This is a genomic window from Cronobacter sp. EKM101R, assembly GCF_963888145.1.
GTDB classification, from domain to species: Bacteria; Pseudomonadota; Gammaproteobacteria; order Enterobacterales; family Enterobacteriaceae; genus Cronobacter; species Cronobacter turicensis.
Map to the genome: position 1 here is coordinate 46,995 of NZ_CAWPHW010000005.1, position 15,169 is coordinate 62,163.

Below are 15,169 nucleotides of genomic sequence, written 5' to 3' on the forward strand. Positions count from 1 at the left end.
CAGAGGATGTCCTTCATGTTGCTAATAAGCAGGTAAACAGTGAAAAATATAATCAAACCTTCAGTGGCAGCCGTCGCCCTTTCTCTGGTGATGGCCAATCAGGCGAGTGCGGCAAATACCTGGGCGCAGGCCCGTAACGATGCAATGGGTGGCACCGGCGTGGCGTCAGCCGATTACGGCAGCGGCGTGCTGATTAACCCGGCGCTGCTGGCGCGCTCTCAACCGGAAGATGACGTTACCGTTATTCTTCCGGCCTTACAGGCGCAAATTACCGACGAAGACAATCTTGAAGATGAGATCGACCATATCAGCGATCGCGTCGATTATTACCGCGATGTCGTGAACAGCCTGACGCCTGGCGATATCGCCGCCGATCCGATCGGCACACTGCGCCAGTTCCAGGGCGCGGCGGGCGAGCTTGGCGACGAGCTGGAATACCTGCGCGGTAAAACGGCAAGCGCACGCGCGGCGGGCGGCATCGCAGTGAGTATCCCGAGCGATGTGCTCGCGGTGGCGTTTGTGGCGAAAGCCTATGCGCATGCCCGCATCAGCACCCGCGTGGATCAAAGTGACATCGACTACCTGCGCCGGATCCAGAACGACGACGTTTACGCAGGAACCCAAATCATTAACGCGGCAATCAACGGCTCAGACACCATCACCGATCGCCTGACCTCTACGGCGTTTGGCCGCGCGGCGATCGTTTCCGATTATGGCGTGGCGTTTGCGCACCGGTTCCAGGTGGGCGACGTGCCGGTCTCTGTCGGCGTCACGCCGAAGCTGCAAAAAACCTGGCTCTATAACTACACCGCCTCGATTTATAACTATGACAGCGGCGATCTGAACAGCACGCGCTATCGCAACGACGACAACGGTTTCAACGTCGACGCCGGCGTGGCGGCGGATTTCGGCCCTAACTGGACCGTGGGCGTGAGCGGGCAGAACCTGGTGTCGCGCGATATCGAGACCAAAGAGGTCAACGGGTATAAAGATACCTATCAGATCTCGCCGCTGGTTACTGCAGGCGTGGCCTGGCATAACGACATGGTGACGCTGAGCGCCGATGGCGATCTGACGGAAACCAAAGGCTTTAAGAGCGAAGAGAACTCGCAGTTCGTCGGCGTCGGGGCCGAGGTGCGTCCGCTTAACTGGCTGGCGGTGCGCGCCGGTTATCGGGCAGACGTGAAGGATAACGAGAGCGATGTGTTTACCGCGGGTGTCGGCTTCGCGCCGTTTAACCGCGTGCATGTCGATTTGACCGGCATCGTTGGTGAAAACGAAACCTGGGGCGCAGGCGCGCAGCTGAGCCTGACCTTCTGACCGTGTGCAGGGGCGCAATGCGCCCCTGCCTGAAGTTTGTGCTATAGTAGCGCCCCTTTTTCAGCCCGAACTTCGACTCGCTTAGCTATTATGACGTCCACATCCCGTAACGCTTTTCCCGCCCATCGCTTTTCCATCGCGCCGATGCTCGACTGGACCGATCGCCATTGCCGCTATTTCCTGCGCCAGCTCTCATCGCAGGTGCTGCTGTATACCGAAATGGTCACCACGGGCGCGATCATCCATGGCAAGGGCGACTATCTTGCCTATAGCGATGAGGAGCATCCGGTAGCGTTGCAGCTGGGCGGGAGCGATCCGGCGGCGCTGGCGCACTGCGCAAAGCTCGCCGAGGCGCGCGGCTATGACGAAATTAACCTCAATGTTGGCTGCCCGTCTGACCGCGTTCAGAATGGCCGTTTCGGTGCCTGCCTGATGGGCGAGGCGCAGCTTGTCGCTGACTGCGTGAAGGCGATGCGCGACATGGTGTCCATTCCGGTGACGGTCAAAACCCGTATCGGCATCGACGACCAGGACAGTTACGAATTCCTCTGCGATTTCGTCGGCACCGTGGCGGAGCAGGGCGGGTGCGACACCTTTATTATCCATGCGCGCAAGGCGTGGCTCTCTGGCCTGAGCCCGAAAGAAAACCGCGAAATCCCGCCGCTGGATTACCCGCGCGTTTACCAGTTAAAGCGCGATTTCCCGCAGCTTACGATGTCTATCAACGGTGGCATCAAAACGCTGGACGACGTGAAAGCGCACCTGGCGCATATGGACGGCGTGATGGTGGGCCGCGAGGCGTATCAGAATCCAGGCCTGCTGGCGTCGGTCGATCGCGAAATCTTCGGGCTTGATACGCCGGATGCCGATCCGGTGGCTGTTGTGCGCGCGATGTATCCGTATATTGAGGGCGAGCTGGCGAAAGGCACCTATCTTGGCCATGTCACCCGCCACATGCTGGGGCTCTTCCAGGGGATTCCTGGCGCGCGACAGTGGCGCCGCTATCTCAGCGAAAACGCCCACAAGCCCGGCGCCGGTATTAACGTGCTGGAGCAGGCGCTAAAGCTGGTGGCCGATAAACGTTAAGATTCGCCAGAATATGGTCAATTTCACTAACGCCTCAGGTACCCGCCTGGGGCGTTTCTTTTTAATTCAATAAGTTAATTCTGGCACGAAACTTGTAATAGCAGGGCATAACGTTTTTAAGGAGAACGACAATGTTTGAACTGCTGTTTGTGGTGGCTTTCTTCCTGATGCTGCTGGCGACCGGCGTGTCGTTGCTGGGGATTATCGCCGCGCTGATGGTGGCGACGCTGGTGATGTTTTTCGGCGGCATATTCGCGCTGATGATAAAAGTGCTGCCGTGGCTGCTGCTGGCGGTGGCGGTGGTGTGGGTGATCCGCACGGTGAAGGCGCCGAAAGTGCCGGATTATCGTCGCACCTCACGTTACAGCCGGACGAATCGCTGGCGTTACTAATAAGTTGCGGGGTTGATCACAACCTCGCAACTTTCCGGCCCGCTTTGGGCGGCAAAGCATGTTCTTTGCTAAGTCTATCTGTCACTATGTCAGCCGAGTTACCGAATTCATCAGCGCTGTACCCTACATGCGGCGCGAACAATAAAAAAGAAAGGGCTTCCTGCGGGAAGCCCTAATTCTTTCACGGAATCAATAAGCTGGAGCCTTGCGTACTGCGGCTCTCCAGTGTCTTATGGGCGCGTGCGGCGTCTTCGAGCGCGAACTTCTGGCCTTCCGCCACCTCCACTTTGATAACCCCGCTGGCAATCAACGAAAAGAGCTCGTTGCTGGCTTCTTCCAGCTCGGCGTGGTTGGTCAGATAGCCGTTTAGCGACGGCCGGGTGACGTAAAGCGAGCCTTTCTGGTTAAGAATCCCGAGATTCACGCCGGTGACCGGGCCGGAGGAGTTGCCGAAGCTCACCATCAACCCCCGGCGTTGCAGGCAGTCGAGCGACGACTCCCAGGTTTCTTTGCCCACCGAGTCATAAACCACACGGACTTTTTTGCCGCCGGTCAGCTCACGCAGCCTTTCAGGCACGCTTTCTTCACGGTAGTTGATGGTCTGCCAGGCGCCCGCCTGCTTCGCCCGCTGGGCTTTTTCCGCAGAACCGACAGTACCGATAAGCCGCGCGCCCAGCGCTTTCGCCCACTGGCAGGCGATAAGCCCGACGCCGCCCGCCGCGGCATGGAACAGAAACATCTCGTCGGGTTTGATTTCGTAGGTTTTGCGCAGGAGATAAAAAACCGTCAGCCCTTTTAAAAAGCAGGCCGCCGCCTGTTCAAAGGAGATGACATCCGGAAGCACGACGGCTTTATCCGCCGGCACGTTATGCGCCGAGCTGTAAGCGCCGAGCGCCGACTGCGCATAGACGACGCGATCGCCCGGTTTCAGGTGCGTCACGCCGCTGCCGACTTTCGTCACGATGCCCGCGGCTTCGGTGCCAAGGCCCGCCGGGAGCGCCGGAGGCGGGTAGAGACCGCTGCGAATATAGGTGTCGATATAGTTGATGCCGATGGCTTTGTTTTCCACCTGCACTTCCAGTTCGTCCGGGGCGGCCGGGGTAAACGTCACCGCTTTTAACACTTCTGGTCCGCCATGCTGGCTGAACTCAATACGCGTCGCCATAGGAACTCCTTGTTAAGTGTCGGGCATGAACGCGGGAGCGTGCAAACTGAGTACAAAACGACTCAGATCAGATACACTCCTCATTCTCTCTGATGATGATTTTTGGTAACTCCATTCACTATGGCAGGAAATAAACCCTTCAACAAACCTACTGAACCGCGTGACCCGCAGGTCGCCGGGCTGAAAATGCCGCCGCATTCCATGGAGGCGGAACAGTCGGTGTTGGGCGGTTTAATGCTGGATAACGAGCGCTGGGACGATGTGGCTGAGCGCGTCGTGGCCGAGGATTTTTATACCCGCCAGCACCGCATGATCTTCACCGAAATGCATCGCCTGCAGGAGATGGGCAAACCCATCGATCTGATTACGCTTTCCGAATCGCTGGAGCTCCAGGGACAGCTGGAAAGCGTCGGCGGTTTTGCGTATCTCGCGGAGCTTTCTAAAAACACGCCAAGCGCCGCCAACATCAGCGCCTATGCGGATATCGTGCGTGAACGCGCGGTCGTGCGCGACATGATTTCTGTCGCCAATGAGATTGCCGACGCCGGTTACGATCCGCAGGGCCGCAGCAGCGAAGATCTGCTGGATCTCGCCGAATCGCGCGTGTTCCAGATAGCCGAAAACCGCGCCAATAAAGACGAAGGCCCAAAGAGTATCGATCAGATCCTCGAAGCCACCGTCGCGCGTATCGAATCGCTTTACCAGCAGCCGCATGACGGCGTGACGGGCGTTGATACGGGTTATCAGGATCTCAATAAAAAGACCGCGGGCTTGCAACGTTCGGATCTGATCATCGTAGCGGCGCGTCCGTCGATGGGTAAAACCACGTTCGCGATGAACCTGTGCGAAAACGCCGCGATGCTGCAGGATAAACCGGTGCTGATCTTCTCCCTTGAGATGCCCGGCGAGCAGATCATGATGCGTATGCTGGCGTCGCTCTCCCGCGTGGATCAGACGCGTATTCGTACCGGTCAGCTCGATGACGAGGACTGGGCGCGCATTTCCGGCACCATGGGCATCCTGCTTGAGAAGCGCAATATGTATATAGACGACTCCTCGGGCCTGACGCCGACGGAAGTCCGCTCACGCGCGCGCCGTATTTTCCGCGAGCACGGCGGCTTAAGCCTGATTATGATCGACTACCTGCAACTAATGCGCGTGCCGTCGCTCTCCGATAACCGTACGCTGGAAATCGCCGAGATTTCCCGCTCGCTGAAAGCGCTGGCCAAAGAGCTTCAGGTGCCTGTGGTGGCGCTCTCGCAGCTTAACCGCTCGCTGGAGCAGCGCGCCGATAAACGTCCGGTAAACTCGGATCTGCGTGAATCCGGCTCTATCGAACAGGACGCCGACCTGATTATGTTTATCTATCGTGACGAGGTTTATCACGAAAACAGCGACTTAAAGGGCATCGCGGAGATTATTATCGGTAAGCAGCGTAACGGCCCGATAGGCACGGTGCGCCTGACGTTTAACGGGCAGTGGTCGCGGTTTGATAACTACGCGGGTCCCCAGTACGACGACGAATAATTAATTTGGCTATTTCACTTGCGATTTTGGGCTTGGGCAGTGCTCGCCATCCTCACGTACTTCAGTACGCTCCGGTGGCTGCGCGCTGGCCGCACCCAAACTCGCTGCGCCAATAACGCCAAATTGTCTGTAGCTTAAAAGTTAATACACCAAAATAACTGCAAGGAAAGTCAATGCAAGCGGCAACTGTGGTAGTAAACCGCCGCGCTCTGCGTCACAACCTGCAACGCCTGCGTGAACTGGCGCCTGCCAGTAAACTGGTTGCGGTGGTGAAGGCAAACGCCTATGGACACGGTCTTCTTGAGACCGCCCGTACTCTCCCTGATGCCGATGCGTTCGGCGTGGCCCGCCTCGAAGAGGCGCTGCGCCTGCGCGAAGGCGGCATTACCCAACCCATTCTTTTGCTCGAAGGCTTTTTTAACGCCAGCGATCTGCCGACGATTGCCGCGCAACGGCTACACACGGCAGTACACAGCGAAGAGCAACTGGCGGCGCTGGAGCAGGCGGCGCTGTCAGAGCCTGTGACTGTCTGGATGAAGCTCGACACCGGCATGCATCGTCTGGGCGTGCGCCCGGAAGCGGCGCAGGCGTTTTACGACAGGCTCGCGGCCTGTAAAAACGTGCGCCAGCCGGTGAACGTGGTGAGTCATTTCGCTCGCGCCGACGAGCCAGACTGCGGCGCTACCGAGCGCCAGCTCGATATTTTCAACAGCTTCACGCACGACAAACCGGGCAAGCGCTCGATTGCCGCGTCCGGCGGGATCCTGTTCTGGCCGCAGTCGCATTTCGACTGGGTCCGCCCCGGTATTATTCTCTACGGCGTGTCGCCGCTCGATACCCACCCGTGGGGCGCGGAGCTTGGCTTTCAGCCCGCGATGTCGCTGACTTCAAGCCTTATCGCCGTGCGCGATCATAAAGCCGGCGAGCCCGTCGGCTACGGCGGCACCTGGGTGAGCGAGCGCGACACGCGGCTCGGCGTCGTGGCGATGGGCTATGGCGATGGGTATCCGCGCTGCGCGCCCACCGGCACGCCGGTGTTAGTCAATGGCCGCGAAGTGCCGATTGTCGGGCGCGTGGCGATGGATATGATTTGCGTCGATTTAGGTCCCGATGCGCCCGAGAAAGCAGGCGACACGGTAGTGATGTGGGGCGAAGCGCTGCCGGTAGAACGTATCGCCGAAATCACCGGAGTGAGTGCTTACGAACTTGTTACGCGGCTCACTTCCAGAGTGGCGATGCGTTACCTGGAGTGACGGCGTGTGAATGGCTGACGGTGGGTGCGCTGCGCTTACCCACCCTACAAACACCGGGCTTCTTCTGTAGGGCGGGTAAGCGCAGCGCACCCGCCATGTTCCTGAACGCAGCGCACCCGCCATATCCCTCTCGATCTGCCGCGCTATCCGGTTTATTGTGAAGACACATCACACCGTAAATCTGGAGAACCAAGCGTGTTTCAGAATGTTGACGCCTACGCCGGCGACCCCATCCTTTCGCTGATGGAGCGCTTTAAAGAAGATCCGCGCAGCGACAAAGTAAACCTGAGTATCGGCCTTTATTACAACGAACAGGGGATTATCCCGCAGCTACAGGCCGTGGCTCAGGCAGAAGCGCGCCTTAACGCGCAGCCGCACGGCGCCTCGCTTTATCTCCCGATGGAAGGGCTCAACCACTACCGCAGCGCGATTGCGCCGCTGCTGTTCGGCGCCGATCACCCGACGCTGACCGCAGGCCGTATCGCCAGCATCCAGACGGTGGGCGGCTCAGGCGCGCTGAAGGTTGGTGCAGATTTCCTTAAACGCTACTTTCCGCAGTCCCGTGTCTGGGTGAGCGATCCGACCTGGGAAAACCACGTGGCCATCTTCAGCGGCGCCGGGTTTGAAGTAAGCACTTACCCCTGGTTTGACGAAGCCACCAACGGCGTGCGTTTCGAGGCATTGCTGGAAAAGCTCAACACCCTGCCTGCGCGCGATATCGTGCTGCTGCACCCGTGCTGCCATAACCCGACCGGCGCGGATCTCACTAATGCCCAGTGGGATGCTGTCGTCGAGGTGCTGAAAGCGCGCGAGCTGATCCCGTTCCTGGATATCGCCTATCAGGGCTTTGGCGCTGGCATGGACGAAGACGCCTATGCCATTCGCGCTATCGCCAGCGCAGGCCTCCCGGCGCTGGTCAGCAACTCATTCTCCAAAATCTTCTCGCTCTATGGCGAGCGCGTGGGCGGGTTGTCGGTAATCTGTAACGATGCAGACACCGCTGCGCGAGTTCTGGGCCAGCTGAAAGCGACCGTGCGCCGCAACTACTCCAGCCCGCCGAATTTCGGCGCGCAGGTGGTGGCGACGGTGCTTAATGATGCCGCGCTGAAAACGCAGTGGCTCGCCGAGGTTGAAGCGATGCGCAGCCGCATTCTGGAGATGCGCCAGGCGCTGGTGGATGTCCTCAAAACGGAAGTGCCGGGGCGTAATTTCGACTATCTGCTTAAGCAGCGCGGAATGTTCAGCTATACCGGCCTCAGCGCCGCGCAGGTCGACCGCCTGCGTGACGAGTTCGGCGTTTACCTGATTAGCAGTGGTCGCATGTGCGTGGCGGGCCTCAATAGCCGTAACGTAAAACAGGTGGCGCAGGCGTTTGCCGCCGTAATGTAACGTGTTTTAAAAGCGCTGCCTGGCAGCGCTTTTCTTTCTGATGTGGTTCTGCCTTACGCCAATTCTTATCAGTCACCCGGCAATTTGTAACGCCGGTGAAACAAGTTTTCTCCTTCTTTTAAGGTGAGTGATATTCACTGTGAAAATGCAGGCCGCATTTCTGGTGAGTATTTATTATTCTGACCAATTAGTTAAACGTGTAATAACGGGCTGACGCCGTTATTATTTTCTGTGCAGATATTATTGTTTTATTCATTAGTCATCCTGTTCGTACTTTTTTACACGTTTATTTTGTAGAGATCCGGACATCGCTATATACCTGAGCATTCTTTTTGGGTCGTCAGTTCATCGGACTGCTGGCGCGGTAATGTAAACCGCCAGCCAGAAATCAGGGATGATTAAGGAATAACTGTGAATGTCTGTCGTTTACGCGGATATACCGCGCTCCTGCTACTGCTGTCTGGCATGTATTCACCGGTTAATGCGCAAGTCGTTGCCAGCACGCAGGCATTAAACCAGCAACAGCAAGACGAAGCGCGTCGTGAAAGTCTGGCCCCTGAAAGCAAATCGTTGCTTTCCAGCACGACGGAGAAACCTGAAGAAGGACTGGCCCTGCCTGAAGAGCAGCCCTGTTACCCGATTAATGCTATTCAGCTTGAGAATAAAAACGCGGTGGCGCACTGGATAACGTTCCAGGATGTAATACGCAGCGTGAAGGGAAAATGTGTGGGTATTAACGGGCTTAAAATCATTCATAAAGCGGTGCAAAATCGCCTGATAGAGCATGGCTATATTACGACGCGCGTATTAATTCCCAGGCAGGATCTTAAAAGCGGCACGCTTAAACTTCATATTCTGCCGGGTACGATTAGCGATATCGTTTTTAAGGGGGACGGCGGAAAATACATTCATGCCATAAATAACTTTCCCGATCTGCCTGGCGACGTACTCGATTTGCGCGGCCTTGAGCAGGGCCTGGAGAATGTACAACGTATCCCCGGCTCAAGTGCGTCCATTCATTTGCTCCCCGGAAAGCAACCGGGCGAGACGCAGGTGGAAGTGACGCGTACCCAACCCAAACACTGGCGGCTTGGTGCCTGGGCGGATGATTCCGGCAGTAAATATACCGGGCGCGCGCAGGGCGGGATGGCGCTTTATCTTGATAATCTGAGCTCGCTTAACGATATGTTTTACGTCGCCTGGGGCGGCGCGTTTAAAAATGAAGATGGGCACCGCAGCGATAACGTCTCGGCGTTTTACTCGGTTCCCTGGGGCTACTGGTTACTGGAACTCTACGCCAGCCAATACCGTTACACCCAGACTATCCACGACGGCGCATTCAGTTATCTCTACAGCGGCGACGAAAAATACCAGAGCGCCCAGCTCAGCCGGGTGATTTACCGCAGCGCCAGCCAGAAGACAACACTGGGGTTAAAAATCTTCAACCGCGATTCTGTGTATCGCCTTAACGATGAGGAAATTGCGGTGCAGCGCCGCAAAACCAGCAACTGGAAGCTGTCGCTGGAGCATCTGGCGTATCTGCCGTTCGGTCAGATCAAGGGCAACCTGGGCTACCAGAAAGCGGCACCCTGGTTTAATGAGCAAGAGGACGCTGAAGAGGCCGTCGGCAACGCTGACGCCCAGGCGCGTATTATCACGCTGGGCGTCGACGGCGCGTTCCCGTTCAGATTCAGCAACCTTGCGCTGAGCTACGAACCGCATTTTATGTCGCAGACGTCGCCGGATCGTCTGACGCAGCCGGATAAATTCACCATCGGCAACCGCTGGACGGTACGCGGCTTTGACGGCGAAACCACAATTTATGCCGATAAAGGCTGGTATCTGCGCAACGATATCGCTCTCAACCTGCCGCAGTGGGGGATGCAGCCTTATCTCGGGGTGGATTATGGCGAGGTGAAAGGCTCGGAAAACGATTACTGGAGCGGCAAGCAGCTGGCGGGCGCGGCGCTGGGCGTGCGCGGCGTCAAAGGCAAATTTGGCTATGATTTGTTTGCTGGCGTGCCGCTTATCAGGCCAGAAGAACTGCATACCAGCCCCGTCACGCTTGGCTTCGCCCTGCAATGGCAATACTGACGGCCCGCCTTTTTCGGCTGGCGTCGGTCAGGCGTATGCGTAAATTTTCGTCATAACGTCTGTGTAATTTTGCCTTTTGCCGCTCAGTCTGCACACTTAGAAGATCACTATTCTTAAGGGAGCAGCGTATGTGGTTTCAGAAGACCCTGACACTGAGCGCAAAATCGCGAGGTTTTCATCTGGTGACAGACGAGATTGTCGGTCAGCTTCCTGAGCTGGCGCGCCTTCAGACCGGGTTACTGCATCTGCTGCTTCAGCACACCTCAGCCTCACTGACGCTGAATGAAAATTGCGATCCGTCCGTTCGTCGTGACATGGAGCGCCATTTCCTCCGTGCCGTATCTGAGGACGCGCAATATGAGCATGACGCTGAGGGGCCGGACGATATGCCTGCGCATATTAAATCTTCCACGCTGGGCGTTTCCTTAACGTTGCCGGTCAGACAAGGGCGTCTGCTGCTCGGCACCTGGCAGGGGATCTGGCTTGGCGAACATCGCAATCATGGCGGCTCGCGCCGGATCGTCGCGACGCTACAAGGAGAAGCTTTATGACAAATTCTGATTTGCTGGATTACTGTATGAACAAACCGGGCGCTGAACAGAGCGAGCACCAGGAATGGAAAGCCGCGCAAATTAAAGTCGGCGATGTGATGTTCGCGATGGTGCATGACGTTAAAAACCGTCCCGCGGTCTCGCTGAAAACCAGTCCGGAGCTGGCAGAGCTGCTGCGCCAGGAGCATAAAGACGTCATTCCCAGCGCACAGCTTAATAAAGCGCACTGGAGCACGGTCTATCTGGATGGCGAGCTGCCGGATTCGCAGATTTACTATCTGGTCGATGCGTCGTACCAGCAGGTTGTGAGTCAGTTGCCGGAGCAGATCCGCCAGCAACTGTCGGTGTAAGCGGGAGCCCTCTCGCCGGGCGCGAGCCTGACGGTCACGGTTTTAACGCACTGGCGATCGTGCCGGTCGCGAGATCCAGCAGCCGCATCGTCACTGACTGGATCCGCGTCCGCAACGCTATCTCGCTGCTATTCGCATGGATCTGCGCGATCGCTTTCTGTTTGTTTAACACTGCCGCCAGATCGTCTTCATCGATCAACCCCTGCGCCCGATCTAACAGCGCCTGCGCGGCGATCTCCGCGCTGGTTCTGATAAACGCGTCACGATCCCCAACGCCCTGCTTTAACAGACCCATAAATTCGTCCGCGACAATCTTTCCAGCGCTTTTCTGGAACGACGGGGAGGCCAGCAGCTGGCTGATGGCGCTAAGCAATGCACTCATGGGAAATCTCCTTTACTGACATGGTGAAGCGGGGCGGCTGCATTCGCCCCGGACGGCTTCGAGATAAGCCAGCCGTGCCTGGTCACGCCTGAGCGCGGCTTGCGCCGGGGTAAAAGGGCGATTCTGTCTCTGCAACCGGGCATGTTCTTCACGGTAAATTGCCTGCAACAGGCGAAGATTATTGGTACGCAGCGGGTCGCCCAGGCTTTCGGCATATGTAATGGCTTCGGCAAAATGCAGCCGCAGAAGATGGTCTTCTTTAGCAAGCGCGGAAGTGTCCAGCGCGCCAGAGGAGGCAGTAAAATCGTCGATAAACTGCAAATGTGCCGCCATCAGGTCGGTTAATTGCGCATGCGCCCGCGGCTGGTAATGGTCGATGAGGCTACAGGCTGAAAGCAGAACGGCCAGCAACAGCAGCCAGCTTCGCCCGGAAAGCGTTGGCGTCGATACGTGGGTCATGATGTCCTCGTGCGTTTGCCCGTTCTGTGTGAAATTCAGCATCAGAAAGTGGCGCGCGCAAATCATCGCTGCTCACGCGCGTGACAGAAAACATCATCAAAAAGCATTGAGGAAAAACGAGAGGCGCGTCGGGCCCTATGACCCGACGCGCTGAGGGTTACTGCAGAAGCGGTTTCAGGAAGCGCGCCGTGTGCGAGGCTTCGCACTCCGCCACGGTTTCCGGCGTGCCGGAGACGAGGATTTCGCCGCCGCCGCTGCCGCCTTCCGGGCCCAGATCGACGATCCAGTCGGCGGTTTTAATCACATCCAGGTTATGCTCAATCACCACGATCGTGTTGCCCTGATCGCGCAGCTGATGCAGTACCGCCAGCAGTTGCTGGATATCCGCGAAGTGCAGGCCGGTCGTCGGCTCATCGAGAATATAGAGCGTCTGCCCGGTGCCGCGTTTTGAGAGCTCGCGGGCGAGCTTCACACGCTGGGCTTCGCCGCCCGAAAGCGTGGTGGCGGACTGCCCGAGACGGATATAGGTCAGACCGACGTCCATCAGCGTTTGCAGCTTGCGCGCCAGCGCCGGCACCGCGTCGAAGAACTCACGCGCTTCTTCGATGGTCATATCCAGTACTTCATGGATAGTCTTGCCTTTGTATTTGATCTCCAGCGTTTCGCGGTTATAACGCTTGCCTTTGCACTGGTCGCACGGCACGTAGATATCCGGCAGGAAGTGCATCTCAACCTTGATAACCCCGTCGCCCTGACAGGCTTCACAGCGCCCGCCGCGCACGTTAAAGCTAAAGCGGCCCGGCGTATAGCCGCGCGAACGCGCTTCCGGCACGCCGGCGAACAACTCGCGCACTGGCGTAAACACGCCGGTGTAGGTCGCCGGGTTCGAGCGCGGCGTACGGCCAATCGGGCTCTGGTCGATATCGATAACTTTATCGAAATGCTCCATGCCCTGGACATCGCGATACGGCGCAGGTTCGGCGATGGTCGCGCCATTGAGCTGGCGCTGAGCAATCGGGAACAGCGTATCGTTGATAAGCGTCGATTTACCTGAACCGGAAACCCCGGTCACGCAGGTAAAGAGCCCTACCGGCAGCGTCAGGGTCACATCTTTCAGGTTGTTGCCGCGCGCGCCGGTCAGCTTCAGCACTTTTTCCGGGTCGGCTTTTACGCGTTCCTTTGGCACTTCAATCTTGCGCTTACCGCTCATGAACTGCCCGGTCAGAGATTCCGGCACCGCCATAATGGCGTCAAGCGGGCCTTCCGCGACCACCTGTCCGCCATGCACGCCAGCGCCAGGGCCGATGTCGATCACGTGGTCGGCGGCGCGGATGGCGTCTTCATCGTGCTCCACCACAATTACGGTGTTGCCGAGATTACGCAGGTGAATCAGCGTGCCGAGCAGGCGTTCGTTATCGCGCTGATGCAGACCGATGGACGGCTCATCCAGCACGTACATCACGCCCACCAGGCCCGCGCCAATCTGGCTTGCCAGACGGATACGCTGCGCCTCGCCGCCCGAAAGCGTTTCCGCCGAACGGGAGAGCGTCAGGTAGTTCAGGCCGACGTTAACCAGGAATTTCAGGCGATCGCCAATCTCTTTCAGCACCTTTTCGGCGATTTTGGCGCGCTGGCCGGAGAGCTTCATGTTATTGAAGAACTCCATCGCGTGACCGATGCTCATATCGGAAATGGTCGGCAGCGCCGTGTTTTCGACAAACACGTGGCGCGCTTCGCGACGCAGGCGCGTGCCTTCACAGGTGGCGCAGGGGCGGTTGCTGATAAATTTCGCCAGCTCCTCGCGCACCGCGTTGGATTCGGTCTCTTTGTAGCGACGCTCCATATTATGCAGCACGCCTTCGAACGGATGACGACGCACGGACGTATCGCCGCGATCGTTCATGTATTTGAATTCGATGGTTTCTTTACCGGAGCCAAACAGCACCGCGTGCTGCACTTTTTCGTTGAGCGTATTCCAGGGCGCTTCGACGTCGAACTTATAGTGGTCGGCAAGCGAGCGCAGCATCTGGAAATAGTAAAAATTGCGACGATCCCAGCCGCGAATGGCGCCGCCCGCAAGCGACAGCTCGCCGTTCTGCACCACGCGATCCGGATCGAAATATTGCTGCACGCCAAGGCCGTCGCAGGTCGGGCAGGCGCCGGCCGGGTTGTTGAACGAAAAGAGGCGCGGTTCAAGCTCGCGCATACTGTAGCCGCAAATGGGGCAAGCGAAGTTGGCGGAGAACAGCAATTCTTCCGCTTTTTCGTCATCCATATCCGCCACTACCGCCGTACCGCCGGAAAGCTCCAGGGCGGTTTCAAACGATTCGGCCAGGCGCTGCGCTAAATCTTCACGCACCTTGAAGCGGTCCACGACCACTTCGATGGTGTGTTTCTTCTGCAATTCCAGCTTCGGCGGATCGGAAAGGTCGCACACTTCGCCGTCAATACGGGCGCGGATATAGCCCTGGCTTGCCAGGTTTTCCAGCGTCTTGGTGTGTTCGCCTTTGCGCTCTTTAATGACGGGCGCCAGCAGCATCAGGCGTTTGCCTTCCGGCAGCGCCAGCACGTTATCCACCATCTGGCTGACGGTTTGCGCGGCCAGCGTGACGTCATGATCCGGGCAGCGGGGTTCGCCGACGCGGGCATACAGCAGACGCAGGTAGTCGTGAATTTCAGTGATGGTCCCCACGGTAGAGCGTGGGTTATGGGAGGTCGACTTCTGCTCGATGGAGATAGCAGGCGACAGCCCTTCGATATGATCGACATCCGGCTTTTCCATCAGCGACAGGAACTGACGCGCGTAGGCGGAAAGCGACTCGACATAACGGCGCTGGCCTTCGGCGTAGAGCGTGTCGAAAGCCAGTGAAGACTTGCCGGAACCCGACAGCCCGGTCACGACGATGAGTTTGTCGCGCGGAATGACGAGGTTGATATTTTTGAGATTGTGGGTGCGGGCGCCCCGAACTTCTATCTTATCCATTCACCTTTCCTGGATTTGAACGCTAATGCCTGGGTGTTTGAAGGACAACCGGTGGCCAGAAACGGTTAATTATGACACAATTTAACCTGAATGGATATCCAGTATTTATGTGCAACCGTGTATACTGTGTGAACATTTCCTGAAGCCGTCTCGCAGCTATCAACATTGAAGGCTGACGTGGTAGAATGGAATGTTTACACTATTAAGAAATGTTTTCA

At 57.6% G+C, this 15,169-nt stretch carries 13 protein-coding genes; 9 read left to right on the plus strand and 4 right to left on the minus strand.

The genetic code is table 11. From position 1 onward, the window contains the following. The first annotated feature begins 39 nt into the window (after nt 1-39). From AACV31_RS06020 to pspG, 3 genes are all read left to right on the plus strand, one after another. On the plus strand, nt 40-1,320 hold the full coding sequence (locus tag AACV31_RS06020) for a conjugal transfer protein TraF (protein ID WP_161589544.1): 1,281 nt from the start codon (nt 40-42) through the stop codon (nt 1,318-1,320). A gap of 90 nt (nt 1,321-1,410) precedes the next feature. Continuing rightward, nucleotides 1,411-2,406, plus strand: coding sequence for a tRNA dihydrouridine(20/20a) synthase DusA (gene dusA / locus AACV31_RS06025; protein ID WP_161589543.1), 996 nt, complete (start codon nt 1,411-1,413; stop codon nt 2,404-2,406). 131 nt (nt 2,407-2,537) lie between these two features. Further along, entirely contained in the window at nt 2,538-2,798 is a 261-nt protein-coding gene (pspG, locus tag AACV31_RS06030; protein WP_007764605.1) for an envelope stress response protein PspG, read from the plus strand. A 181-nt stretch (nt 2,799-2,979) separates the two neighbouring features. On the opposite strand, the gene AACV31_RS06035 is transcribed toward pspG, so the two are convergent. Beyond that, nucleotides 2,980-3,963, minus strand: a complete 984-nt coding sequence (locus tag AACV31_RS06035) for a quinone oxidoreductase (protein WP_161589542.1) — start codon at nt 3,961-3,963, stop codon at nt 2,980-2,982. Between the two features lie 120 nt (nt 3,964-4,083). Between AACV31_RS06035 and dnaB the strand changes: the two genes are divergently transcribed. The 6 genes from dnaB to AACV31_RS06065 all read left to right on the plus strand — a co-directional run bounded on the left by dnaB (nt 4,084) and on the right by AACV31_RS06065 (nt 11,127). Continuing rightward, complete coding sequence (dnaB, locus tag AACV31_RS06040) at nt 4,084-5,490, plus strand: replicative DNA helicase (RefSeq protein WP_007764598.1); 1,407 nt, start codon at nt 4,084-4,086, stop codon at nt 5,488-5,490. 173 nt (nt 5,491-5,663) lie between these two features. Beyond that, a complete protein-coding gene (gene alr / locus AACV31_RS06045) occupies nt 5,664-6,743 on the plus strand; it encodes an alanine racemase (RefSeq protein ID WP_161589541.1) in 1,080 nt (359 codons plus the stop codon). Nucleotides 6,744-6,938: 195 nt separating this feature from the next. Further along, nucleotides 6,939-8,132: an aromatic amino acid transaminase gene (gene tyrB, locus AACV31_RS06050; RefSeq protein ID WP_165156547.1), complete on the plus strand. Its 1,194-nt coding sequence runs from the start codon at nt 6,939-6,941 to the stop codon at nt 8,130-8,132. A gap of 465 nt (nt 8,133-8,597) precedes the next feature. Further along, nucleotides 8,598-10,226 (plus strand): ShlB/FhaC/HecB family hemolysin secretion/activation protein, encoded by a 1,629-nt coding sequence (locus AACV31_RS06055; protein ID WP_202623589.1) that lies wholly within the window; start codon nt 8,598-8,600, stop codon nt 10,224-10,226. A gap of 128 nt (nt 10,227-10,354) precedes the next feature. Further along, nucleotides 10,355-10,777: a secondary thiamine-phosphate synthase enzyme YjbQ gene (locus tag AACV31_RS06060; RefSeq protein WP_007764589.1), complete on the plus strand. Its 423-nt coding sequence runs from the start codon at nt 10,355-10,357 to the stop codon at nt 10,775-10,777. After that, entirely contained in the window at nt 10,774-11,127 is a 354-nt protein-coding gene (locus AACV31_RS06065; protein WP_007764587.1) for an MmcQ/YjbR family DNA-binding protein, read from the plus strand. Before AACV31_RS06060 ends, AACV31_RS06065 begins: the two co-directional genes overlap by 4 nt. A 34-nt stretch (nt 11,128-11,161) precedes the next feature. On the opposite strand, the gene AACV31_RS06070 is transcribed toward AACV31_RS06065, so the two are convergent. The 3 genes from AACV31_RS06070 to uvrA all read right to left on the minus strand — a co-directional run bounded on the left by AACV31_RS06070 (nt 11,162) and on the right by uvrA (nt 14,951). Next, complete coding sequence (locus tag AACV31_RS06070) at nt 11,162-11,509, minus strand: hypothetical protein (protein WP_165156549.1); 348 nt, start codon at nt 11,507-11,509, stop codon at nt 11,162-11,164. Nucleotides 11,510-11,521: 12 nt separating this feature from the next. Further along, a complete protein-coding gene (locus AACV31_RS06075; RefSeq protein ID WP_165156551.1) occupies nt 11,522-12,034 on the minus strand; it encodes a hypothetical protein in 513 nt (170 codons plus the stop codon). Between the two features lie 91 nt (nt 12,035-12,125). After that, on the minus strand, nt 12,126-14,951 hold the full coding sequence (gene uvrA, locus AACV31_RS06080) for an excinuclease ABC subunit UvrA (protein ID WP_032807547.1): 2,826 nt from the start codon (nt 14,949-14,951) through the stop codon (nt 12,126-12,128). Nucleotides 14,952-15,169 lie beyond the last annotated feature (218 nt).

Bases quoted from the DNA above. Each gene is read 5' to 3' on its own strand.
- uvrA (WP_032807547.1), bottom strand. From the start codon at position 14,951: ATGGATAAGATAGAAGTTCGGGGCGCCCGCACCCACAATCTCAAAAAT.
- AACV31_RS06075 (WP_165156551.1), bottom strand. From the start codon at position 12,034: ATGATTTGCGCGCGCCACTTTCTGATGCTGAATTTCACACAGAACGGG.
- AACV31_RS06065 (WP_007764587.1), top strand. From the start codon at position 10,774: ATGACAAATTCTGATTTGCTGGATTACTGTATGAACAAACCGGGCGCT.
- AACV31_RS06035 (WP_161589542.1), bottom strand. From the start codon at position 3,963: ATGGCGACGCGTATTGAGTTCAGCCAGCATGGCGGACCAGAAGTGTTA.
- alr (WP_161589541.1), top strand. From the start codon at position 5,664: ATGCAAGCGGCAACTGTGGTAGTAAACCGCCGCGCTCTGCGTCACAAC.
- AACV31_RS06055 (WP_202623589.1), top strand. From the start codon at position 8,598: ATGTATTCACCGGTTAATGCGCAAGTCGTTGCCAGCACGCAGGCATTA.
- pspG (WP_007764605.1), top strand. From the start codon at position 2,538: ATGTTTGAACTGCTGTTTGTGGTGGCTTTCTTCCTGATGCTGCTGGCG.
- dusA (WP_161589543.1), top strand. From the start codon at position 1,411: ATGACGTCCACATCCCGTAACGCTTTTCCCGCCCATCGCTTTTCCATC.
- dnaB (WP_007764598.1), top strand. From the start codon at position 4,084: ATGGCAGGAAATAAACCCTTCAACAAACCTACTGAACCGCGTGACCCG.
- AACV31_RS06070 (WP_165156549.1), bottom strand. From the start codon at position 11,509: ATGAGTGCATTGCTTAGCGCCATCAGCCAGCTGCTGGCCTCCCCGTCG.
- AACV31_RS06060 (WP_007764589.1), top strand. From the start codon at position 10,355: ATGTGGTTTCAGAAGACCCTGACACTGAGCGCAAAATCGCGAGGTTTT.